The 22,117-nt window shown below is 61.4% G+C and carries 21 protein-coding genes; 9 read left to right on the forward strand and 12 right to left on the reverse strand.

Features of this window, described 5'->3' with window-relative positions:
- Nucleotides 1-194 precede the first annotated feature (194 nt).
- The 4 genes from CTATCC11996_RS12320 to CTATCC11996_RS12335 are packed head-to-tail and all read left to right on the forward strand — an operon-like array spanning nucleotide 195 to nucleotide 6,865.
- On the forward strand, nucleotides 195-3,497 hold the full coding sequence (locus tag CTATCC11996_RS12320) for a pilus assembly protein (protein ID WP_003076521.1): 3,303 nt from the start codon (nucleotides 195-197) through the stop codon (nucleotides 3,495-3,497).
- A 31-nt stretch (nucleotides 3,498-3,528) separates the two neighbouring features.
- Nucleotides 3,529-3,969: a type IV pilin protein gene (locus tag CTATCC11996_RS12325; RefSeq protein ID WP_003076524.1), complete on the forward strand. Its 441-nt coding sequence runs from the start codon at nucleotides 3,529-3,531 to the stop codon at nucleotides 3,967-3,969.
- 30 nt (nucleotides 3,970-3,999) lie between these two features.
- Entirely contained in the window at nucleotides 4,000-5,109 is a 1,110-nt protein-coding gene (gene ribD / locus CTATCC11996_RS12330) for a bifunctional diaminohydroxyphosphoribosylaminopyrimidine deaminase/5-amino-6-(5-phosphoribosylamino)uracil reductase RibD (protein WP_003076525.1), read from the forward strand.
- 52 nt (nucleotides 5,110-5,161) lie between these two features.
- A complete protein-coding gene (locus tag CTATCC11996_RS12335) occupies nucleotides 5,162-6,865 on the forward strand; it encodes a phospholipase D-like domain-containing protein (protein WP_172590526.1) in 1,704 nt (567 codons plus the stop codon).
- Here CTATCC11996_RS12335 and CTATCC11996_RS12340 read toward each other — a convergent pair.
- Nucleotides 6,819-7,862 (reverse strand): tRNA dihydrouridine synthase, encoded by a 1,044-nt coding sequence (locus tag CTATCC11996_RS12340; protein ID WP_003076529.1) that lies wholly within the window; start codon nucleotides 7,860-7,862, stop codon nucleotides 6,819-6,821. The genes CTATCC11996_RS12335 and CTATCC11996_RS12340 overlap by 47 nt on opposite strands.
- 172 nt (nucleotides 7,863-8,034) lie before the next feature.
- Between CTATCC11996_RS12340 and CTATCC11996_RS12345 the strand changes: the two genes are divergently transcribed.
- Nucleotides 8,035-8,649 carry a hypothetical protein gene (locus CTATCC11996_RS12345; protein WP_003076531.1) on the forward strand — a complete coding sequence of 205 codons (615 nt, stop codon included), beginning with the start codon at nucleotides 8,035-8,037 and terminating at the stop codon, nucleotides 8,647-8,649.
- 11 nt (nucleotides 8,650-8,660) lie between these two features.
- Here CTATCC11996_RS12345 and CTATCC11996_RS12350 read toward each other — a convergent pair whose 3' ends face one another.
- The 7 genes from CTATCC11996_RS12350 to CTATCC11996_RS12380 all read right to left on the reverse strand — a co-directional run bounded on the left by CTATCC11996_RS12350 (nucleotide 8,661) and on the right by CTATCC11996_RS12380 (nucleotide 16,749).
- Complete coding sequence (locus CTATCC11996_RS12350; protein ID WP_003076534.1) at nucleotides 8,661-9,875, reverse strand: methyltransferase; 1,215 nt, start codon at nucleotides 9,873-9,875, stop codon at nucleotides 8,661-8,663.
- Nucleotides 9,876-9,908: 33 nt separating this feature from the next.
- Entirely contained in the window at nucleotides 9,909-10,433 is a 525-nt protein-coding gene (locus tag CTATCC11996_RS12355; RefSeq protein ID WP_034348967.1) for a GNAT family N-acetyltransferase, read from the reverse strand.
- A 267-nt stretch (nucleotides 10,434-10,700) separates the two neighbouring features.
- Complete coding sequence (locus CTATCC11996_RS12360) at nucleotides 10,701-12,140, reverse strand: coniferyl aldehyde dehydrogenase (RefSeq protein ID WP_003076536.1); 1,440 nt, start codon at nucleotides 12,138-12,140, stop codon at nucleotides 10,701-10,703.
- A gap of 75 nt (nucleotides 12,141-12,215) precedes the next feature.
- Nucleotides 12,216-12,578, reverse strand: coding sequence for a hypothetical protein (locus CTATCC11996_RS12365; protein ID WP_003076538.1), 363 nt, complete (start codon nucleotides 12,576-12,578; stop codon nucleotides 12,216-12,218).
- 121 nt (nucleotides 12,579-12,699) lie between these two features.
- Nucleotides 12,700-13,056 carry a hypothetical protein gene (locus CTATCC11996_RS12370; protein ID WP_003076540.1) on the reverse strand — a complete coding sequence of 119 codons (357 nt, stop codon included), beginning with the start codon at nucleotides 13,054-13,056 and terminating at the stop codon, nucleotides 12,700-12,702.
- Nucleotides 13,057-13,085: 29 nt separating this feature from the next.
- Nucleotides 13,086-15,698, reverse strand: coding sequence for an ATP-dependent chaperone ClpB (gene clpB, locus CTATCC11996_RS12375; protein ID WP_003064338.1), 2,613 nt, complete (start codon nucleotides 15,696-15,698; stop codon nucleotides 13,086-13,088).
- A 130-nt stretch (nucleotides 15,699-15,828) separates the two neighbouring features.
- Nucleotides 15,829-16,749: a helix-turn-helix domain-containing protein gene (locus tag CTATCC11996_RS12380; RefSeq protein ID WP_034349098.1), complete on the reverse strand. Its 921-nt coding sequence runs from the start codon at nucleotides 16,747-16,749 to the stop codon at nucleotides 15,829-15,831.
- A 124-nt stretch (nucleotides 16,750-16,873) separates the two neighbouring features.
- Here CTATCC11996_RS12380 and CTATCC11996_RS12385 point away from each other — a divergent pair, with 124 nt between their 5' ends.
- Nucleotides 16,874-17,767, forward strand: coding sequence for a DMT family transporter (locus CTATCC11996_RS12385; protein WP_003076544.1), 894 nt, complete (start codon nucleotides 16,874-16,876; stop codon nucleotides 17,765-17,767).
- Between the two features lie 88 nt (nucleotides 17,768-17,855).
- Here the strand turns inward: CTATCC11996_RS12385 and CTATCC11996_RS12390 are convergent, their stop codons facing one another.
- The gene (locus CTATCC11996_RS12390) at nucleotides 17,856-18,314 is read right to left on the reverse strand and encodes a molybdenum cofactor biosynthesis protein MoaE (RefSeq protein WP_034349101.1); all 459 of its coding nucleotides are present in this window, start codon (nucleotides 18,312-18,314) and stop codon (nucleotides 17,856-17,858) included.
- Between the two features lie 53 nt (nucleotides 18,315-18,367).
- On the opposite strand from CTATCC11996_RS12390, the gene CTATCC11996_RS12395 reads away from it, so the two are divergent.
- Both CTATCC11996_RS12395 and CTATCC11996_RS12400 read left to right on the forward strand, forming a co-directional pair.
- Nucleotides 18,368-18,622 (forward strand): hypothetical protein, encoded by a 255-nt coding sequence (locus CTATCC11996_RS12395; protein ID WP_003057869.1) that lies wholly within the window; start codon nucleotides 18,368-18,370, stop codon nucleotides 18,620-18,622.
- A 13-nt stretch (nucleotides 18,623-18,635) separates the two neighbouring features.
- A complete protein-coding gene (locus tag CTATCC11996_RS12400) occupies nucleotides 18,636-18,962 on the forward strand; it encodes a hypothetical protein (RefSeq protein WP_003076549.1) in 327 nt (108 codons plus the stop codon).
- Between the two features lie 85 nt (nucleotides 18,963-19,047).
- Here the strand turns inward: CTATCC11996_RS12400 and CTATCC11996_RS12405 are convergent, their stop codons facing one another.
- From CTATCC11996_RS12405 to CTATCC11996_RS12415, 3 genes are all read right to left on the reverse strand, one after another.
- Nucleotides 19,048-19,635, reverse strand: a complete 588-nt coding sequence (locus CTATCC11996_RS12405; protein WP_003076551.1) for a hypothetical protein — start codon at nucleotides 19,633-19,635, stop codon at nucleotides 19,048-19,050.
- On the reverse strand, nucleotides 19,632-19,991 hold the full coding sequence (locus tag CTATCC11996_RS12410; protein WP_034348972.1) for a GIY-YIG nuclease family protein: 360 nt from the start codon (nucleotides 19,989-19,991) through the stop codon (nucleotides 19,632-19,634). The genes CTATCC11996_RS12405 and CTATCC11996_RS12410 overlap by 4 nt, the downstream gene beginning before the upstream one ends.
- Before the next feature lie 170 nt (nucleotides 19,992-20,161).
- Nucleotides 20,162-20,734 (reverse strand): TetR/AcrR family transcriptional regulator, encoded by a 573-nt coding sequence (locus CTATCC11996_RS12415; RefSeq protein ID WP_003076554.1) that lies wholly within the window; start codon nucleotides 20,732-20,734, stop codon nucleotides 20,162-20,164.
- 89 nt (nucleotides 20,735-20,823) lie between these two features.
- Between CTATCC11996_RS12415 and CTATCC11996_RS12420 the strand changes: the two genes are divergently transcribed.
- A complete protein-coding gene (locus CTATCC11996_RS12420; protein WP_034348974.1) occupies nucleotides 20,824-22,023 on the forward strand; it encodes an MFS transporter in 1,200 nt (399 codons plus the stop codon).
- The last annotated feature ends 94 nt before the right edge of the window (nucleotides 22,024-22,117 follow it).

Genomic DNA, 22,117 nt, shown 5'->3' on the forward strand with positions numbered 1-22,117 from the left:
ATCAGACAGCATTCGCTGTTGACTTGGTTCAAGCGCCACCGGGCACGCTGCAGCCTTATGTCATGCCGAATGTCATTATTTCGATTGATGACTCTGGCAGCATGAACTATCGCCTGGACCGAGAAAGCTCATCAGGAGCAACCAATGGCACAACCCCGAGTTCTGATGGTTCCTGGCCAAGCACAAGCCGCCGAATGAATGTGCTGAAGTATTCGCTTCAGTCCATTTTCGACCCCACTCACATCAAATACGACAGCACTTTGCTGCCGGACCGAAAAATACGCCTGGCATGGCAAACCATGAATGCGAACAACGGCACCCCCAGCTCGCTTCCAGGCTCGTCAAACACCGCCCCTACACTGGCAACCAACTCCATGCAGGTGCTGGCCGGCAACCACCGAACAGACTTCCTGACCTTTATCGACAGACTCTACCCCAGCAGCGGAACACCATCCCACAGGATGTTCAGCCAGGCTGATGAATACATGCGGGCGAGTCTGAACAAAAACGGGCCCTGGGCATCGGACCCTGGAGAAACGGCGGCGCCTTATCTGGGCTGTCGCCGCAACTACCATATCTTCATGACCGATGGACGCTGGAATGGAACGGCATCGGGCGGCTCGCAGGACGACAACACAAAGGACATCACACTTCCCGACGGCACGGTCTACGGAAGCAGAACTGCAAGTCTCAGACCAAAAAATCAGCTGTACGCGGACACCTATAGCAATACGCTGGCAGACTGGTCGTTCAAGAGCTGGGGCACCCGACTGCAGACAGCCACCGACCCCAATGGGGTCAATGGATTGAAAGGCACGATACAACCGACGACCGATTACGACAAAGCCACCCAGACAGAAAACTTCGGCAAAGACTCTGCGAACAAGAATGCCATTCTGGAGCGCTTCTGGAATCCACGCTACAACCCGGCCACCTGGCCACATATGGTGACCTACACCATCGGCTTCAGTGCCATGTCCTACACGTGGAATGCCGACATTCAAACCCCCACCAACATGGTCCCCTTTGGCTATGACGGTGATTTTCCGGCTTTGGTGACAGGCACCAAATCATGGCCGCAGCTGACTTCCAATACGGAAAGCAATAACGCGCTTGATTTGTGGCATTCCGCCCTGAATGGTCGCGGCCGCTTTTACGCGGTTGAAAAGGGTGAAGACCTGACAAAGGCCTTTCGCGAGATTTTCCAGCAGATCAATACCCAGACCGACCCTGATTTGACATCCACCGCCACCAGCGGGTCCAACAACACCCGCTATGACGTGGGCAAATACACCGGCAACTACGAACCCAAGAACGGCTGGAAGGGCTTCATCAAGGCCGACACCATCAGAACCGATGGAACTGCGGTCGCGAATCCGGGATGGTCTGGTCAAAATACAGCAGACAAGTTGGATGCCATGACCGTGAGCGACCGGGTCGTCCTCAGCTGGAGTGATAAATGGGAAAGCACCAACAACTACAAGGGAGGCGTGTTTTTCAAATGGGCAGGCGATGAAACCTATCTGAGTACCTCGCAAAAGCTATGGCTGCAGAAAAAATCTGACGGGAGCGGAACCGACGAGGGGGCGACAAAAGGGCAGCAACGCCTGAACTTCCTGCGCGGTGATCGCTCTCTCGAAGGCTCGGAAACCACAGGCTATACGACGGCAAGACCGTTTCGCGAACGCAGGAGCATTCAGGGCGACATCGTCAATTCCATCATCTGGTTCACCGGTATTCCCTCCAGCAACTACCCCTTGAAGGGCTATGCAGACTTCACTCGTGCCAAAGCAAACCGGACCGCGATGATTTACGCCGGAGGTAACGACGGCATGCTGCATGGCTTTACCGCAGGGACTGGCGCCGAGAAGATTGCCTATGTTCCTCAAGGCGTGATTCCCAGCCTGGGACGCCTGACCGACCCCACCTACAACCAAAAGCACCGTCACTTTGTGGACGACTCTCCCATGACCGGCGACGTAGACCTAGGCACCAGCACCACGCCCAACTGGCGCACCTTGCTGGTCGGGGCTCTAGGCGCCGGAGGCAAGGGCTATTTCGTGCTGGACGTGACAGATCCAGCCGATTTTGCCACTACCACCGCCCCTAGCCTGGTCAAGCTGGACCGTACGCGAAGCACTGATTCCGCCATGGGCGCCAGCATACCCAACTGCGCATTGACGGGCATCAGCGCCACAGAAGCAACAGCCTGCGTGGCGGCAGTGGCCGAAGACAGAGATATCGGCAATATCACCGCCCCCCCGGTTGCTGACGAGAACAATCCCATGCGCACCACACAGATCACGCGCATGAACAACAACCGCTGGGCAGTCGTGCTTGGGAATGGCTACAACAGCAGCAATCAGCGCCCCGTGCTGCTGATTCAGTATCTGGATGGTGCCATGGAGCTCAAGCGCATCCCCGTCACCGCCGAAGCAGCTGGCACAGGCAAGGCCAACGACAACGGCTTGAGCGCTCCACGCCTCGTGGACATCAACGGAGACGGCTTGCCGGATGTCGCCTACGCAGGAGACAACCAGGGCAATATGTGGAAGTTTGATCTGACCAGCGCAGACGCCAGCAACTGGGGAGTTGCGCTTGCAGGCTTGCCACTGTTCACGGCAACTGGTCCGGCGTCCCTCAACAGCGCCCGAACTATTGCCCAGCCTATCACCGCCCCGCCTACGGTTCGCGCCAACGACAGAAAGATGACCATCGGTTCAGGCACCGACAGGAAGACCGTGGCGATTGGCGGCATGATGGTAGCCTTCGGGACCGGCCGCAATGTCACCAAGGCCGACGAAACCGATAGAACAGTGCAGACCATCTACTCCGTGCTGGACAACACCCGCTACAACCTTGTCAGCACCAGCCTCGGCCCACGCCTGCAGGTCAACAGTGGCAGCTCTACTTGCACGACGCCCAACGGCAGTTGCATTCCCGTTCCCAGAGCCCTTGGAACCGGTGTCGTGACTGCTCAGCTGGCACAGCAAACCATTACGGAGCTCGACAACGGCCAGTTTGGAACCGTGGGCGCCAGCAATGACGACAACAAACTCAGCGCCAGCACCTGGGCGAACTACAACGGCTGGTATCTGGATTTGCCTGCAGTCGGCGAGCGTCAGCTCAAGCCCATGGAGTTTTATGACGGCAGCAATATCCTGGCCATTTACTCTCAGGTTCCAGCCAAGGGCACAGACGTCGATCCCAACGTCGAAAGTTGCGACTCCAGCACCGTGGATGAAGAGCGCCAGTACCGCACCTTCATCAACATCATGGATGGGCTTCGTCCGTCGGTTCAGATCGTTGATAAAAACAACGACGGTCTCTACAACTCGCTGGATCTGAATGTGTCGCGCGTCAAGGTAAGCAAAGGCTCCCACACGCTAATCACCCAGAAAAACAAGATCGCAGACTTCGATGCCAAGACCAACAAGGAAATGCTGGCCCGCATGCCTGAGCAGTCGCTGCGCCCCAGCTGGCGTCAGCTGCGTTGATGACTGCGCGCTTCACGAGGAGAAACTGATAATGCAGAAGAACCAGCAAAAAGGCTTCACGCTGATCGAGCTGATGATTGTGGTGGCAGTCGTTGGCATTCTCAGTGCCATTGCCTATCCCAGCTATACCGAATATGTTCGCCGCGGCCACAGAGCCGACGCACGCGCCGGCCTGCTACAAGCCCAGCTATGGATGGAGCGCGCAGCCACGGCAACCGGGGCATATCCAACCAATGCAGACCTCACCAAGGTGCTACCCGCCAACCTGTCCTGGTCCGCCGACTCCAGCAAGCGCTACCAGATCGAAATGAAAGCCAGCTCCACTGCCGCCTACACTTTGATCGCCAAACGCAAAAACCCGGGAGCTCAGGCAACGGACAAGTGCGGAGACTTCACGCTCAGCAACACAGGGGTCAAGAGTGCTGACAATGTGGCAAGCAGCACCACAGCCTCGGACTGCTGGACCAAGTAAGCCTGGCACCTCTGCATTACCATCCTGGGCATGACACCCTCTGCCCACTTCATGAACAAAGCGCTTGAGCAGGCTGCTCAGGCGCTTTTTCTTTCTTCACCCAACCCGCGCGTTGGCTGCGTGATCGTCGATGCCTCGGAGCGCATCATCGGCCAGGGCTTTACCCAGCAGGCCGGCGGCCCGCACGCCGAGGTGATGGCTTTGCGCGATGCTGCAGCCAAAGGCAACGATGTGCGTGGAGCCACGGCCTATGTGACGCTGGAGCCCTGCTCGCACCATGGCCGCACCGGCCCCTGCTGTGACGCCTTGATCGCAGCCGGCATCGGCAAGGTGGTGGGCGCGCTGACGGATCCCAATCCACAAGTGGCCGGCCAGGGCTTCGAGCGGCTGCGCGCCGCGGGTGTCAATGTGGAGATAGGCCCCGGCGGAACTGAGTCACGCGAGTTCAATATCGGCTTTTTCAGCCGCATGATTCGCGGCACGCCCTGGGTGCGCATGAAGGCAGCCAGCTCGCTGGACGGCGTAACTGCCTTGCACAATGGCCAAAGCCAGTGGATTACCTCGGCGGCCGCCCGGGCCGACGGACATGCCTGGCGTGCCCGTGCCTGCACGATTCTGACCGGCATAGGCACGGTGCTTGAAGACAATCCGCGCCTGAATGTGCGGGATGTAGACACGCCACGCCAGCCACGCATTGCCGTGGTAGACAGCAAGCTGGACATCCCGCTGGATGCTCATGTTTTGAAAGCACCCAGCGGTTGCCTTATCTATACCTACAGCACAAATCAATCCAAGATCGAGCAACTGCAAGCGCTAGGCGCTACGGTTATTGATATGCCGAACGCAGCGGGCAAGGTCGATCTGGCGGCCATGCTGCGGGATCTGGCCCAGCGCGGCACGAATGAGCTGCATGTGGAAGCGGGCTTCAAACTCAACGGCTCCCTGATTCGCGAAGGCCTGGTCGATGAGTTCCTCTTCTATCAGGCCCCAAAACTGCTGGGCACGGGAGCCATGGGTATTGCCAACTTCGGCCCGCTCGACAGCCTGGACCAAGGCCTGCCACTGGTGTTCCATGATGTCGCCCGCCTGGGACCGGACCTGCGCATTGTTGCCAGAGTCCAGGGCCGAGAGCAGTTCTAGCGCAGTCTGTGTCCGACATGTGAACTCGGTCATCATGGGTTACAAAGCAGCAATGACGGCTTCTATCTCCACATCGTCACTACTGCAGCCGTTGCGGCGGCCAAAGTGTCTGACACTGCTTGCCAGCGCTTTTATCGCGTTGCTGCTCACGGGTTGCGCAGCGTCGCTACCCAAGGATGTGGAACGCCCCATCAGCACCGCACTGAGCCAGCCCCAAAGCACCGAGCTGGGCCTGTTCGTCTCTCAGGCTCGCCCGGCCAGGGCAAAGCCAGATGCCTCGGCTTTTGCCTTGATCTCCGGCCCCAGGCATGCCCTCAGCAGCCGCATGGCGCTGGTCGAGAACGCACAGAAGACGCTGGATCTGCAGTACTACGCCATCCATGCAGACCAAAGCACCGGGCGACTGCTGCGCGCCGTCGTGCAGGCGGCCCGGCGCGGCGTGCGCGTACGCGTGCTGCTGGACGACTTCCACAGCACGGGGCCGGACGCGCAAGTCATGCGCCTGGCTTTTGTGCCCAATGTGGAGATGCGCATGTTCAATCCGCTGGCCGGCTCGCGTGCCTCTACCATCGGCCGGGCCTGGACGCTGCTGACCGACTTTCAGCGCGCACAGCAGCGCATGCACAACAAGCTGTTCGTGGCCGACAACACCCTGGCCGTGATTGGCGGACGCAATCTGGGCGACGCCTACTTTGACGCCTCCAATGTGGGCAATTTTGTCGACCTCGATGTTCTGGCCGCCGGCCCCATCGTCAAAGACCTGTCGCTCAGCTTTGACCGCTACTGGAACAATGTGCGCGCCTACCCCGTGCAGTCGCTGATCAGTGAGCCGGACTTGCTCAAGCTCAAGACGCAGTTTGACCAGGAAGACGCCAGCGGCAAAGCCGAACCAGCCCAAGGCGCCGCTGACCCCGAGAACGGCTCCCTGAATCTGAACCAGATCCCGTGGATCTGGGCCCAGGCCATGGTGCTGGCGGACAGCCCGACCAAGATCCCCGTCGAAGGAGCAGAACGATCCGCCGCCAGCGAGCCCGCCGGGGCAGCCGTGCTCAAGGCCGACGAAGCCTCCAGCCCACCCCCCTCCGCCGCACCGGCGCTGAATGCCGACTCGGTGGTCGATGGTCTGCTGGCTCTGATCCGCTCCGCCAAGCAGGACTTGCTGGTGGTTTCGCCCTACTTCGTGCCGGGGCAGGAGATAATGGACGCCTTTCGCGCCGCGCGCAGCAAAGGTGTCCGCATCCGGGTACTGACCAATTCGCTGGCCTCCAACGATGCACCGCTGGCCCATGCCGGCTATGCGCGTCACCGCAAGGCTCTGCTGGAGATGGGCATAGAGCTGCATGAGATGCGCAGCGAAGCGGCCAATGTACGCTCGGCATTGCGCGCAGGCACCACAGGCTCCAGCGGGGGCAGCGCCGGGGCTTCGCGGGCCATGCTGCACACCAAGCTGCTGGTCATCGACGGGCGTCTGGTCGCCGTGGGCTCCATGAATCTGGATATGCGCTCACGCCTGCAGAACACCGAGATCGCCGTGCTCATCGCCAGCCGCCGCTTCAGCCAGCTGGCTGGCGACAGCATCGATGAAAGCCTGCCCGAAAACAGCTGGCGGGTGGACCTGGACCCCAAGGGACAACTGGTCTGGCGTGCGCCTCAGGACAGCGGGCTTGCGGACTCCTACTCGGAGCCCGATGCCAGCCTGGGTCTGCGGCTTATGCTGCAGCTGCTCGGACCTCTGGCTCCGGACAGTCTGCTTTAGATGTGGTTTGCGGCCAGGCCCATTCCTGCTGCAGATCGCGCAGCGGCAGCGCTTGCACCCAGTCGCTGATGGCGCGCTGATCGGTCTGGGTGCGCACTTCCTGATAAGCCAGCTCGGCCTCGGGAAAGCGTCTGCGCATGAGATTGAGCCACTGCTTGAGGCGGCCCGCACGCTGGCGCGGCTCCAGATCCTCGCAGACCATATGCCAAAAACGCTGCACCTGGGGCACCAGCGCCAGCCAGTCAATGCCAGCGGCCGCCGCGCCACTGCCCTGCCCCACGGCGCGACGCACGGCCAGTGCCAGACCCGGGTCGGCCACAATGCCGCGCCCCAGCATCAGATCCTCGCAGCCTGAAACTTCGCGGCAGCGCAAAGCCTCTTCCACAGTCCAGATCTCGCCATTGGCCACCACATTCACACCCACCGCCTCACGGATACGTGGAATCTCTTCCCAGTAGGCAGGGGGGCGATAGCCGTCCAGCTTGGTGCGCGCATGGACGACGATCTCACAGGCACCGCCCTGCTCCATGGCCTGGGCGCACTCGGTCATCAGCGCACGGTCGTTGAAACCCAGCCGCATCTTGGCCGATACCGGCAGCTGCGCCGGGACCGCCTTGCGCACGGCTTCGACCACGCGGGCAATCTGCATGGGGTCCTGCAGTAGCGATGCGCCACCGCCATGGCGGTTGACCACCTTGGCCGGGCAGCCGAAATTCAGATCGATGCCCTCGGGTCCCAGACGCGCCAGATTGGCCGCATTCTCGGCCATGCTGACGGGGTCGGAACCCAGCAGTTGCGCCCGCACCGGCACGCCGGCCAGCGTCCTGCTGCCGTTGCGCAGCTCGGGCATGGTACGCAGATAGACCTTGTCCGGCAGCAGCGAGCCGCTGATGCGAATGAACTCGGACACGCAGCGATCCGCGCCGCCCACCCGGGTCAGCACATCGCGCAGCACAAAATCCAGCAGCCCTTCCATGGGCGCGAGCAGCAGTCTCATTTCAGATTCAAATCAGATTGACCTGTAGCGCTTATTCAGAAAACGCCAGCAGCTATTAATTCAGAAGCAATTGGCAAGCTTGGGCAGTAATGACTGGCCGATCCACTGCGAATTGGCGCAGATTCACACCACTGTCATCGTCAACTCATGCAATAGCGCATCCGCACTTGTAATGCGCCAGACAGAACCAGCCATGATTTTGCAGAAAACCGCCAAGGCCCAGGAGGAACTTCAGCCCGGATCACGCCAGCTGCCGCAGCGCGCACGCTCCCTGCTGTTGCTGGCCGGCGGCAAGAGCATGGAAGAACTTGCCGCCATGCTGGGCAGCGATCATGCCGCACTGGCCCAGCAATTGGTGGAGCAGGGATATCTCCAGCTGGTGACTTCATCCAGCGCCCCCAGGGAGCGCGGCATGGCCCTTCACCCTGCGGCGGCTCTCGCCACCCTCGGCCAAAGCCCTGCCGCACCGGCCCTGGCGCCAGCCGAGCAAGCCGCCAGCGCGTTGCCGGCCATCAATATGGCGGGCACGCGCATGTATCTATTCGATATGTGCGAGCGCCTGTTTGCCAACCGCCATGAGGCCCTGGCCCAGACATTGCGCACCCAGCTGCGCGAGGCCAGAGACCTGAACAGTCTGCGCAGCGCCGGCATCAGCCTGTTGGCGGCAGTACAGGAATATGCTGGCGAAGAGCGCGCCCAGTCGCTGCGCGAGAGACTGGCTGCCCTGCTGGCACATGGCGAAGCCGCCGATCCAATCGGCCAGGAACTGCAAGGCGCAGCGGCCTAGCAGCCTGTCTGTCAGCCGGCTTTGGCCAGACGCCAGAGCGAGGTCACTTCGGCCGCGCGCGCAGTGTGCAAGGGGTCCTCGCGGTCCTGTACCTTGCCATGGTGCGGGCGAACGTCATCGCGGCCCAGCACCTTGAGGCCGGCGTCGTCAATCCAGCCCAGCAGCTCGTCACGCGTACGCAACTTCAGATGCTCGGCCAGGTCCGACAGGATGAGCCAGCCTTCGCCGCCTGGCAGCAGGTGCGCTGCCAGCCCTTGCAGAAAACCGCGCAGCATGCGGCTGTCTTCGTCATAAATGGCCTGATCGAGCACCGATGCTGCCTTGCCCGGCAGCCAGGGCGGGTTGCAAACGATCAGGCCGGCCTGCCCTTGCGCAAACAGATCGGCATGCTGCAACTCAACCCGGGAAGCATGACCCAGACGCTGCAGATTCTCAGTGGCACAGGCCAGCGCACGCTCGCTGGTATCGGTGGCGACCACCGACTTCACGCCGCGCTTGAGCAGCAATGCCGAGAGCACGCCCGTACCGACACCAATATCCCAGGCCTGCTGAAGAGCGGCAGCGGGAATGCTCGCACGCGCCACCAGATCGAGATACTCGCCGCGCACGGGCGAGAAAACACCGTAGTGCGCATGAATGCGGGCGCCGTCCAGAGCAGGAATCTCCACGCCCTTCTTGCGCCATTCATGGGCGCCGACCACCCCCAGCAGATCGCGCAGCGGCACCAGCACAGACTGCGCATGTGCTTCGGCCGAAACGGCACCCCAGGCCTCGGAGCAGGCCAGACTCCAGTCCGGAGCCCGGCGCAAGGCGCAATGCCATTGCACATCCAGCTCGATCAGAATGCTGCCCAGCATGCGTGCACGCTGTGCCTGGGACTGGCGATACAGATGAAACGCGTGGGGAAAGCCTGATGCAGCAGTGCTCTTTGCCGGGCTCTTGCGACGCGACTTCTTGTCCAGCCGGCGGCCCAGTGCCAGCAACAGCTGACGCGCATTCTGAAAATCACCGCGCCACAGCAGCGACGCACCTTCGCTGATATGGCGAAACGCCGTATCAGCGGGCATGGTGTCATCGGCAACTTCGATGCGGCGGGGCTTGGGCAGGCTGCTTTCGCTGCGCCACAAGGCTGTATAGGCCTGGCCTTGCTCCTGCCATTGCAGCAGGTCGAAAGCAGATGCGGGAGCGCAGACTGAGGCCGCGAGCTTGCTGTTGGGAGACGTCACGGCCTGTCTTTCAGTGAGTGTTGAACGCTGTGATCAGCCGTTCAGAGGACGCTTGACGCGCACTTCTTCAATCTTGATGCTGCCGATCACAGCCGTCTTGGCCGTGGACATTTCACGCTTGAAGCCTGCCATTTCATGGAAACGCAGGGCACGCTCATTGCGCAGCGGAATCCAGGCGGTCACATTGGTGCAACCTTCTTCCAGCAGACCATCACGGGCGGCGTCCCACAGGGCGACGCCAACACCTTGATTCCAGTGGGAAGGGGCAGCATAGATGGCCCAGATCTCGCCGGTGGTCTGGCGGGATTTTTCATCGCGGGAGCGGTCAAAGCCGACAAAGCCAACGATCTTGTCGCCGTCGATGGCGACCTGGACCTGTGGCTCACAGTATTCAATAGCTTCGCGCCAGTAAGCCTGGCGCTTTTCAACCGAGGACATGGCCTTCAGTTGATCATCGGGAACCAGACCTCGATAAGCCTCCAGTGCGGAAGCAGTATGGATCTGGGCAATCGCTTTTGCATCGCGAAGAGTAGCGGGACGGACCTGGATACTAGACATGGAAAAACCGGGGCGGAAACATGTAAGAATAGAAGGGCGTAATTGTCTACAGATTCAGAGTTTTGGCACGCGGTGCAGTGGTTAGCCATTTGCTCAACTGCGGCTGTTCGCAATTTCTTGCTATGGCGCAATCTATGTGCTATGCGCTCCACTAAGCAGAGCAGCAAGCCCGCAACCATCAATGGTTTGCGTCACATTTGATGACAATCTGGCAAGCGCTCACAACAGCATCGAAGCACTCAATCCCTGTGCGACGGCCAAGAAACTTCAGAGCCAGCGTCGCATTAGGTCCATCACCCGATCGAATTTTTCCCCGAACGGCGGGTACAGCAGGGAAGTCGCCGCCCAGCGTGACTGCACGAAAACCGCCTTCTGGTGCACAAAGCGCAAAAAGCCCTGCTCTGCGTGATAGGCACCCCAGCCGCTGTCGCCGACACCGCCGAACGGCAAGTTCTCATGCGCCACATGCAGCAAGGTGTCGTTCACGCAGACGCCTCCGCTGACGGTGCGCATCAACACCGCATTGCGCTCGGCCTCGTCGTTGCCAAACCAGTACAGCGCCAGCGGGCGCGGGCTGGCGTTGATGGCATTGATCACGTCTTCGATATGCTCATAGGAGATCACAGGCAGGATGGGGCCGAAGATCTCTTCCTGCATCAGCTGCATCTCGCCCGTGGCGCCGAACACCAGAGCCGGAGCGAACTGCCGCTCCACGGCCTCGCCCCAGGCCGTGGTGTCGCCATCGACCGCAGGAGCTGCTGCCTCATGCATCCAGTGCACCTGCGCTCCCAGGCTTTGCGCCTGGCGCAGCATCTGCTTGAGCCGTGCCAGATGGCGCTTGCTGATGATGGCCGTGTAATCCGGGTTGCCCGAAATGCGCGGGTACAGCTGTTGCACCGCCGCCTGATAGGCCTCGGCAAACTCCTGCTCCTTACCGCGCGGCAGCAGCACGTAGTCGGGAGCGATGCAGGTCTGCCCGGCATTGACCAGCTTGCCGTAGGCCACCTTGAGCGCAGCGGCCTGCATATCGCAGTCCTGCGCAATGATGCAGGGCGACTTGCCCCCGAGCTCCAGCGTGGTGGGCGTCAGGTGCACGGCTGCGGCCTGCGCCACACGCCGCCCCACGGCCGTGGAGCCGGTGAACAGCAGATGGTCGAATTGCAGTCCCGAGAACTGCGTGGCCACGGCCACGTCCCCCTCGATCACGCAGAACTCTTCGGGCGCAAAGAACTGGGCGACCAGCTCGCCCATTTTTGCCGAGGTATGCGGCGTCAGCTCACTGGGCTTGAGCATCACGCGGTTGCCCGCCGCCAAAGCCGTGATGGCCGGCGCCAGCGATAGCTGCAGCGGATAGTTCCAGGGCGAGATGATGCCCACCACACCCAGAGGCTGGCGCTCCACCCAGGCCTTGCCGGGCTGCAGCATCAGCGGCGTGCGCACGCTCTGACGCTTGCACCACTTGGACAGATGCTTGAGCGTGTGCCGGAGCATATTGCGCACCAGCATCAGATCCAGCATTTCGGTCCAGCGCTCGGAGCGCACACCAAAGTCCTGCTGCACTGCGGCACAAAGCTGCTCGCCATTCTCATCCAGCATCTTCTGCAGGCGCAGCAAACGCTCACGGCGCACCAGCACAGGTACATCAACCTGCGCGCGGCTGGCTTGGTATTGCAAGTCAAAGATGCGATGCAAGTCCATGTAGTTCATGCCTGTCTTCAAAACCTCTGTTCACTCGTTTTCATTCTTACCCAAGCCAGCACCTGTAATCGGACCAGCTTCCCCTCATACAGACATCTCCAGCGGCATGCCATCTGCACCAAATGCAATGCCGCGCTCTTCCAGCCTGGCACGCGCGGCATGGTGCACCACGCCACGCTTGGGAAGGCTGGATTCCAGCAGGCGGCGCAGCGTGGCTTCGCCGACATTGGCGTGGCGAACGACTTCCATGCGCACGCCCCAGAACTTGTCATCTGCAAAGCGGTCAAGAATCTCTGCATCCGCATCTGGATTCATCGCGGCAGTCGCCCGGATGGCTTGATTGGGGTCCGTCAGGAAAGGCTCCAGCTCTTGCACATTGGCAGCGCCGCAGGCTGCAATGTAGCGGCGCTCCTCGGCAGCTTTTTGCTCAGGTGTCTTTTTTGCCATTGTGCCCTCGAAGAATTTGAATTCGTCCTTACTTCAGCGCAAGCGAGGTAAGTACCGCGTAAAAAAAGAGCCTGACACATACAAGCGCAGGCTCTTTGTTGGCGATCAGCTCGCAGCTCTATCAGGACTCATGGACCTCGCGCGGCTGCACATCGGTCACATCGCCGCTGCCGGGCAGAACGCCGCGGCGCCCGCGGGTTTCACGCCCATCCTTTTTGGCATCGGCATTGCCCGACGATTGCGCCATCCACTCGGCTCCCGAACGGTACACCGTCTGCCAGCCGGCAAAAGGACTCATGGCGCCCATGCTCATGGGCACCACGGGCTGGCCCGTGAGCCTGGCCCACAGGGCGCGCACGCCCCAGGCCAGGGCGATGAGGCAGGCCACGGCCATCAGGCACAGGAAGAACACCAGGCCCACCAGCATCAGCATGATGCGGACGGCCCAACGGGTTGCAGTGGCGGCGAAATCGTTCAAAGCAATACCTCTTTCTAGGGTTCGGGGCCTCAGGCAGTGCCTGCGGACTCGAACCGGAACACCCCGGGATCATTCACCGGGTCGACTGTCACAGCTATCGTACTCTTGGGTGGGAACTTTCCCTCAAGTAACAACTTGGACAGCGGGTTTTCAATACGCTGCTGGATGGCGCGCTTGAGCGGACGGGCACCAAACACGGGATCGAAGCCCACCTTGGCCAGCTCGGCCAGGGCTTGCTCGGACACCTGCATGCTCAGTTCCATCTTCTGCAGACGGCTTTCCAGCAACTTCAGCTGAATCCTGGCAATCGCCTCGATGTTCTTGGCATCCAGGGCATGGAAAACCACGGTTTCATCGATGCGGTTCAAGAATTCGGGTCGGAAATGGTTTTTAAGTTCCCCCCAGACCGCTTCCTTCACATCATCGGCATCCTCGCCAACCATGGCCTGTATTAAATGCGAGCCGATATTGCTGGTCATCACGATCACGGTGTTCTTGAAGTCCACCGTGCGACCCTGGCCGTCCGTCAATCGACCATCGTCCAGAACCTGCAGCAACACATTGAAGACATCGGGGTGGGCTTTTTCCACCTCGTCCAGCAGCAGCACGCTATAGGGCTTGCGACGCACGGCTTCCGTCAGGTAGCCGCCTTCCTCGTAACCCACATAGCCGGGAGGCGCACCTATCAAGCGTGCCACAGAGTGCTTTTCCATGAACTCACTCATGTCAATGCGCACCAGATGGTCCTCGCTGTCGAACAGGAATCCTGCCAGCGCCTTGCACAGCTCGGTCTTGCCCACGCCCGTGGGGCCGAGGAACAGGAAGGAGCCGGTGGGACGATTGGGATCTGACAGGCCCGAGCGCGAGCGGCGGATGGCATTGGCCACGGCGCTGATCGCCTCCTCCTGACCCACCACACGCTCGTGCAGCTTGCCCTCCATGTGCAGCAGCTTGTCTTTTTCACCCTGCATCATCTTGGCCACGGGGATGCCAGTGGCACGGCTGACCACCTCGGCAATCTCTTCGGCTCCGACCTGGGTGCGCAGCAGCTTGTTGGCCGTTGCGCCGTCCTGGCCCTCCTCCTTGGCCTGAGCTTCATGCAGCTGCTTTTCGAGTGCGGGCAGCTTGCCGTACTGCAGCTCGGCCACCTTGTTGAAATCGCCCTTGCGCTTGAACTCCTCAATCTGGATGCGCAACTGGTCCACTTCCTTGCGGATCTGCTCCGAGCCCAGAGCGCTGGCTTTCTCGGCCTTCCAGATTTCCTCGAGGTCGGCGTACTCGCGCTCCAGGCTTTCGAGCTCTTCCTCGATCAACTGCAGGCGCTTTTGCGAAGCCTCGTCCTTTTCGCGCTTCATGGCTTCGCGCTCGATCTTGAGCTGAATCATGCGGCGCTCGAGCTTGTCCATCACCTCGGGCTTGGAGTCCATTTCGATTTTGATCTTGGCCGCAGCCTCATCGATCAGGTCGATGGCCTTGTCAGGCAGAAAACGGTCGGTGATGTAGCGATGGCTCAGCTCCGCAGCGGCAACGATGGCGGGGTCGGTGATATCGACGTTGTGATGCGCCTCGTACTTCACCTGCAAGCCGCGCAGAATGGCAATCGTGTCCTCCACCGAAGGCTCGTCCACGATGACCTTCTGGAAGCGGCGCTCCAGAGCGGCATCCTTTTCGATGTATTTGCGGTATTCATCGAGTGTGGTCGCACCCACGCAATGCAGCTCGCCACGCGCCAGTGCGGGCTTGAGCATATTGCCGGCGTCCATGGCGCCATCGGCCTTGCCGGCGCCCACCATGGTGTGGATTTCGTCGATGAAAAGAATGATGCGGCCTTCGTCCTGTGCAATTTCCTTGAGCACGGATTTGAGGCGCTCCTCGAAGTCGCCGCGGTACTTGGCACCAGCCAGCAGGCCCGCCATGTCCAGCGACAGCACGCGCTTGTTCTGCAGGCTCTCGGGCACCTCGCCGGCCACAATGCGCTGGGCCAGACCTTCAACAATGGCGGTCTTGCCCACACCAGGCTCGCCGATGAGCACGGGGTTGTTCTTGCTGCGGCGCTGCAGCACCTGGATGGCGCGGCGGATTTCATCGTCGCGGCCGATCACCGGGTCCAGCTTGCCGCTGCGGGCACGCTCGGTCAGGTCCAGTGTGTATTTCTTGAGCGCTTCGCGCTGGCCTTCGGCTTCTGCACTGTCCACGTTCTGACCTCCTCGCACGGCATTGATGGCAGCCTCCAGGCTGGACTTGCTCACGCCGCTTTGCTTGAGCAAAGCACCGGCACGCGTGGCCGAGCCTGCGGCATCGGCCAGCGCCAGCAGAAACAGCTCGCTGGCGATGAACTGGTCACCGCGCTTGAGCGCTTCCTTCTCCGAGGCCTGCAGCAGCCGAGCCAGCTCCGAGCCGACCTGCACATCGCCTTGCTGCTGCACGCGCGGCAGATCAGCCATGGCCTGTTCGGCCAGGTTCTTGAGTTGCTGCACATTGCCGCCGGCGCGCTGCAGCAGCGCGCGCGGGCCGTCGTCCTGGCGCAGCATGGCTACCAGCAGGTGCAGTGGGTCGATGGTGGATTGATCAGCACCGAGCGCCAGGGACTGCGCGTCGGCCAAGGCTTCTTGGAATTTGGTCGTCAGTTTGTCAATTCGCATGGTTTGTCGCTTTCGCTCCAATCAGATTCATTGCCATTTATCTGATAGTCAAACAGGGGGTTTCAAGACCCTAATGCGCAAAAAACAGCAAAAGGCAGATCCACAACCACCCTGCTTGCGGTATATCAAGTCAAGCATCGCGCCAGCAGCGGGCCAGTTGCGTAGGAGTAAGCCCATAGTGCTTGCGAAAGCTGCGCAGCAAATGGCTGGCATTGGCAAACCCCGTTTCGGCGGCCAGCCATGCCAGCTGCGGCGTGCGCCCCCTCGCACTGCCTGTGCAGCCCTGCAGGCGGACACAGACCTGCTGCAGACGCCGCTGCATGACCCAGTCATGCACGGTGCAACCCATGCTTTGATGGAACATACGGGCAAAGTGATATTCGGACAAGGCCACGACCTGCGCCAGCGCGGGCAAGCTCAGGGCTTTGCTGTCGGCCAGATGGGCATCCACATAGTCAAGCACCTTGCGCCGGGCCGTGGATGACAGGCCACCCAGTGGTTTCAGCAGCTTGTGCCGCTGCCAGGGCGCCGCCGATTGCAGCACCAGCCGGTCCAGCACTTGCTGGCTCAGGCAGTCCGCCTGCCATATGTCGTGAGCCCCACTCCAGTCCAGTCGCCACAGCGCCTGTGCCCATTGCGCATAGATTGGGTCTTGGGAATAAATCTGTGGTGTCAGCGTAATGCTGCGCGGCTCGGAATCCAGCAGGCGCACCACACGGTCGGCCCAGGCAATATCCGAGACATACAGGTGCAGAAACTGCACGGGCTCGCGCACCAGCCAGCGCGATTCATGCTCGGCCGGGAGAACGCAAAAGCGCCCTGCTTCGCCTCGGGCCAGTGCATCGTCCTTGAGTTGCGACCCCTGACCTCCGGCCAGATAGACAGACAACGTGTGATGCCCCTGCTGGCGGTAGTGCACCTCATCATCGTGATTGGCCCAGATTGCCAATTCCAGCGACTGGCTCAAACCCGCTCTGCGCCTGATCTGGGCACGTGACCGAGCCAGTACATGACTCAGATGCGAAGGGGCGGATACAACGCTGGCGGGCATGCCTGCATTGTGGCGCCAGCCATCTGGCCGCGCTTGCTGCAGCGCCACAAAACCGCAGGAATGTGCAATGCAGAGCCAATCCAGGCGCGCAAGATCTTGGTTCTTCCAAGCACCAAGACTTGCCATGCTTTTACCTCTTTATGCCCTGGTCGTGCTGATCTGGGGCTCCACCTGGATCGCTCTCAAGATGCAACTGGGCAGCGTACCCGTAGAGCTGTCCATCGCCTACCGCTTTGGTCTTGCCTCCCTGGTGCTTTTTGCCTGGCTGCTGCTGACCCGCCAGTGGCGCGCCCCCCGCGGCGCAGCCATTCCACGCGTGCTGGGCCAGGGGCTATGCCTGTTCAGCCTGAACTTTGTCTGCTTCATGCACGCCAGCGAGACCCTGACCAGCGGTCTGGCTGCCGTGGTGTTTTCCAGTGCCAGCATCTGGAATGCATTTCTGGCGCGAGTCATCCATGGTCGCAGGCTTGCGCCCAATGTGCTCGCAGGCAGCGCTCTGGGCCTGACGGGCCTGGTGATTCTGTTCTGGCCGGAGCTGCAGCAAGGCCAGCACGCCAGCTGGCAAGGTCTGTTGTGGGCGCTGGGTGGAACGCTGTGCTTTTCCTGCGGGAACATGCTTTCTGCATCGCTGCAGAGCCTGGGCTACAAGCCGCTGCACACCAATGCCTGGGGCATGCTGGCCGGCACGCTGCTGCTGCTAGCGTATGCGCTGATTGCCGGTCTGCCCTGGCACTTTGATACCAGCCTGCAATATACAGGCGCGCTGCTGTATCTGGCCATTCCCGGCTCGGTGATTGCCTTTACCGCCTACCTCACACTGGTGGGCCGACTGGGACCCGAAAAAGCCGCCTATGCCACAGTGCTGTTTCCCATTGTGGCGCTCAATATCTCGGCTCTGTTCGAAGGCTACCAGTGGACTGCCGCCGGCATGCTGGGCCTGATCCTGGTGATGGCTGGCAATGTACTGGTCTTCAAGCCACCCCGCTGGCTGCAGCGGAACGATCTACAAAAAGCATAGCATCCACCGCTCTTTCGTATTGCGTTTCAGATGATTTTTCAATTGAAACTCAATGGGTAAATGCGTAAGCAGCTATCAATTCATAGAATCACTGCCATCGCGCCAATGCCTGCTCATCGCTGACACGCGCATCCACCCAGCGTGCGCCTTGCCCGGTCTGCTCTTTTTTCCAGAACGGCGCTTCGGACTTCAGATAGTCCATGATGTATTCGCAGGCCTCGAAGGATTTGCCGCGGTGGGCGCTGGTCACGGCCACCAGCACGATCTGGTCCATGGGCTGCAGCAGGCCGATACGGTGAATCACACGCGCGCCATAGATGCCAAAGCGCGCCACGGCCTTGTCGATGATGGCCTCGATCGACTTTTCGGTCATACCGGGGTAATGCTCGAGCTCCATGCTGGAGACGGCATCGCCCTCGTTGCGGTCGCGCACCGTGCCGACAAAGCTGCAGACCGCGCCCACGCGTGCATCGCCGGTGCGCAAGGCGGCAATCTCGGCCGAGAGGTCAAAGTCCTGGGTCTGAATGGATACACGTGCAGCAGTCATAGCCGCATTGTCGCAGGCCAGCATGGGCATGTCCGGCGCATTAGCATTGCGCCATGGCCACACAAACCATCAATCTGCCGGAGTACACGCTGTACCCCTCTCCGCGCAACGAGCACCGGATGATTTTCGAGTTCCAGCTCTTTGTGCCCTATCCCTATGAGCTGATCCATCTGCCCGACTACAACTTCAAGGGCAAGGCCACGCTGTTTGCCGCCCACCGCAAGCGCGACAACAAATCGGGCCAGCTCATTACCTGCGAGCTGGCCGTGGACATCGAGCGTTTCGAGCGCCTGTTCGAACCGAGCTAAAGGTCAAGGCTCTATGGACGATACCAGCCAGATTCAGCCGCCGCCCAGCTTTGCCGAGCTGTTTCGCACGCGCAGCGGCAAGCTGTCCGCCCCGATTGCCGAGGTCGTCGCACGCTATGAGCTGTGCGAAGACCTGGCAAGCCATCTGACCGAGCAGGCGCAGATGCTCTATCACTCGGGCAACTCCTCCGAAGAGCAGGTGCTGCTGGGCATGCATGCGGGCCTGGCCGCGGAGGGCTCGGTCGTCACGGCACTTGAAGCGGGCTGGATCGTGCAGCGCCTGGCCGAGCTGCTGGAATGGCGTGCACCGCAGTTCTCCGCTCCTGCAGACCCGGCCTGAAAGCCCGGACAGAACCCGTTTTCAGCGCTCTCGGACCAGCATTTGTCGCTTCAGATTTCAGGAACCTCTTTCACTCGAGAGCAGATCAGAAGGCTCCGGCAGGCGCATTGAGACGCTGCCAGGCCAAGGCCCGCCAGGCAGGCGTTCCGTAGGCGGCGACCAGATCTCGCCCTATGGCGGCCCAGGCCGGGTCGGCCGGTTTCAAGCCCAAGGCCTCGATGAACGGCGCTTGCACGATGAAGCACTGGCGCCGATAAGGCAGCAAAAAGCCATCCGCCTGCTGTGCAAGCACGCTGCGCGCCTGTGCATACTCGCTGAACCAGATGTGCAGAAGAATGCCGCTACGCGGCACATGCCAGAAGCTGCCCATGTCATCTCCCGGTGCCGCCAGCGCTCCCAACACCCGACGCGCCTGCTCCCAGCCGGCAAAGCCGACCTCGCGCGCCGCCTGATGCAGGTGATCGCGCAAGGTGGTCGAGCCCGCCGCCCCATCGCGCCGTGCACGGCTCAAGCGCACGCGGGCGCGCACCTTGATCTCGTCGACCAGGACTTGCTGCGACAGGAATCGGGAAACAGCACTTGCCCCCATGACCGGACCCGCCGGATCCACAGCTGCAGCACCATCGGGCAGCACTTGGCCTGAGCTCATGACATTCACGGATGCGCCGCTCATGACTGCACCTCTTGCACCTTTTGCAGCTCTTGCTGCCACAGGGACAGCAAGGCCTGAAGTTCGGCGTCATAGTCGAACAAAGGGTCGTCGCGTTCCTTGACGCGGTCCAGTACTTCGAAACGGAATGCCTGTGCGCCATGGCGGGCCCAGGCCTGGGCCATTGCCGGATCGCGCCGGGAGCCATGGCTCAGCTCAAACCGCAGGCGGTTGAGTATTGCATCCACATTGCGGCTGGCACCCAGGCGCAACAAGCCGGCAGCATCGCAGCGCACCGCGTAGATACCCATGGCGGGAAACGCCTGTTTGTAGTCCCGCGTCAGCGCGCGCCGCGCCTGGGGAAGGAGAGATGAAGTCATGACAGTGCTCCAGGTTGCATAGGAGCCTCCCGCGCTGGGCCCTTAGAACAACCATGGTCTGACAGAACATCGAATCGAGCGTGAACACGCTGCCTAAAGCAAGGGTGAGAGCCTCTTGTGCGGGCAGGCGCCCCTTAGCACCTGTGAGCCGCGATTCTAGTGCAAGCGCCTCAGGCCTGCTTGGGCGTCAGGTGCTCGACCAGCTTGCGCCCGAAAGCCACATCAGGCTGCAGACCATAGAGAATGCGATAGACGATGGGTGCCACCAGTTGATCCAGCATGGTGTCCACATCGGGACCCGACTCGCCACGCGCCCGGGCCCGGCTCAGCACAATGCCGAGCTGGTCGCGAATGATGTCCACGCAGGCGCAAGTCACCTGATCCTCCTGGGTCGCCACCAAGGTATCGCGCAGCAAGGTGCGCCCCAGAGGCGAGCCCATTTCCTCGATGTATTGCTCGGTCCAGGCCTGCAGATCGCCATGCAGGCTGCCCGTGTCCGCCGGCTCGGCAATGGGACGGATGCGCTCCAGCGCCACATCGGCCAGCAATTGCGGCAGATCGCCCCAGCGGCGGTACAGCGTGGAAGGCGTCACGCCGGCTTCGGTGGCGATCAGGGGAAAGGTCAGCTCCTCGCGCGGCATGCGCTCCAGCAGTTTCCTCACCGCCTGATGCACGCTGGCCTGTACACGGGAGCTGCGCCCGCCAGGTCGGGATTGGACTGGGTCTTTTGCAATCATGGTCATTAAAGCTAAATATTTGCGTTAACAAAGAATTAACGCAGAATACGCAAACGCAAAAATTTTGCTTTTATGGTAGCGGAGCCTGCTTTCCCATGCCCACATCCTCTATATCCCTGACTGCGGCGTCCAGCACCCGCAATATGGCTGCTGTCGCCCTGACCCTGGCCAGTTTTCTGGCTGCGTCCAGCGCTCCCACGCCCTTGTATCGCCTCTACCAGCAGGCCTGGGGCTTTTCGTCGGGCATGCTGACCCTGATCTTCGCGGTCTATGCCTTCAGCCTGCTCGTCGCCCTGCTCACCATGGGCGCACTGTCCGATTACCTGGGCCGGCGCCCCGTCATTCTTGCCGCCCTGGGACTGGAGGCTGTCTCCATGCTGATGTTCGCCCATGCACAGGATGCGCAAGCCCTGCTCTGGTCGCGCGTGGTGCAGGGCTTTGCCACCGGCATGGCCAGTGCAGCCCTGGGCGCTGCCCTGCTCGACATGGACCGCGAACGCGGTGCGCTGATCAATACACTGTCTCCCATGATCGGCATGGCAGCCGGCGTGTTCGGTGCCAACCAGTTGGCCAGCCACGGCCATGACGGACTGCACCAGATCTACTGGTGGCTGCTGCTGGTATTTGCGGCATCGGCCTGGGCCATTGCCGTGATGCCTGAAACCGTCAGCCGCCGCAGCGGGGCCCTGGCCTCCATGCGGCCTCGCATCCGCCTTCCCGCGCATATCCGCCCGGCCTTCCTGCGCATGGCGCCGCTGGATATCGCCGCCTGGGCGCTGGCGGGCTTTTATCTGTCGCTGGGCCCCACCCTGCTGCGGGTAATCACCGGCTCCACCCTGATGGCAGGCCTGGCCGTGTGCATCAACACCCTGAGTGCCGCAGCGGCCATCTGGCTGCTGCGCCACTGGACGGCCCAGCGCATGCTGCGCTTTGGCGGCTCGGTGCTGCCGCTGGGTATCGTGATTCTTCTGCTGGGCGTGGCCAGTCACAGCCTGACGCTGATGGTGGCCGCCTCCGTCATTGCCGGTGCGGGCTTTGGCGTGGGCTTTCAGGGGGCGCTGCGCAGCGTGCTGCCGCTGGCCGAGCCGCATGAGCGCGGCGGCCTGCTGTCCACCATCTATGTGCTGAGCTATCTGGCCTTCAGCCTGCCCGCCATCGCGGCAGGCCTGCTGACCCAGAGCCTGGGGCTGGTGCCCACCACCTTTGGCTATGGCCTGATGCTGATCGTGCTGGGCTTGCTGGCACTGGCAGCCACAAGGCAGAAGCCCGCGACGTGCATGGCAGACAGGCGCTGAATCACGGCCTTGCGCTGTACTGCATGGCTCATTCGCTCCAGGCCAATGCTCACCAATTACCCTGCGCCATCAAAAAAGCCGTGCGGCAGAAGCT

It is taken from the genome of Comamonas testosteroni ATCC 11996 (assembly GCF_000241525.1).
In the GTDB taxonomy this organism is placed as follows: domain Bacteria; phylum Pseudomonadota; class Gammaproteobacteria; order Burkholderiales; family Burkholderiaceae_C; genus Comamonas; species Comamonas testosteroni.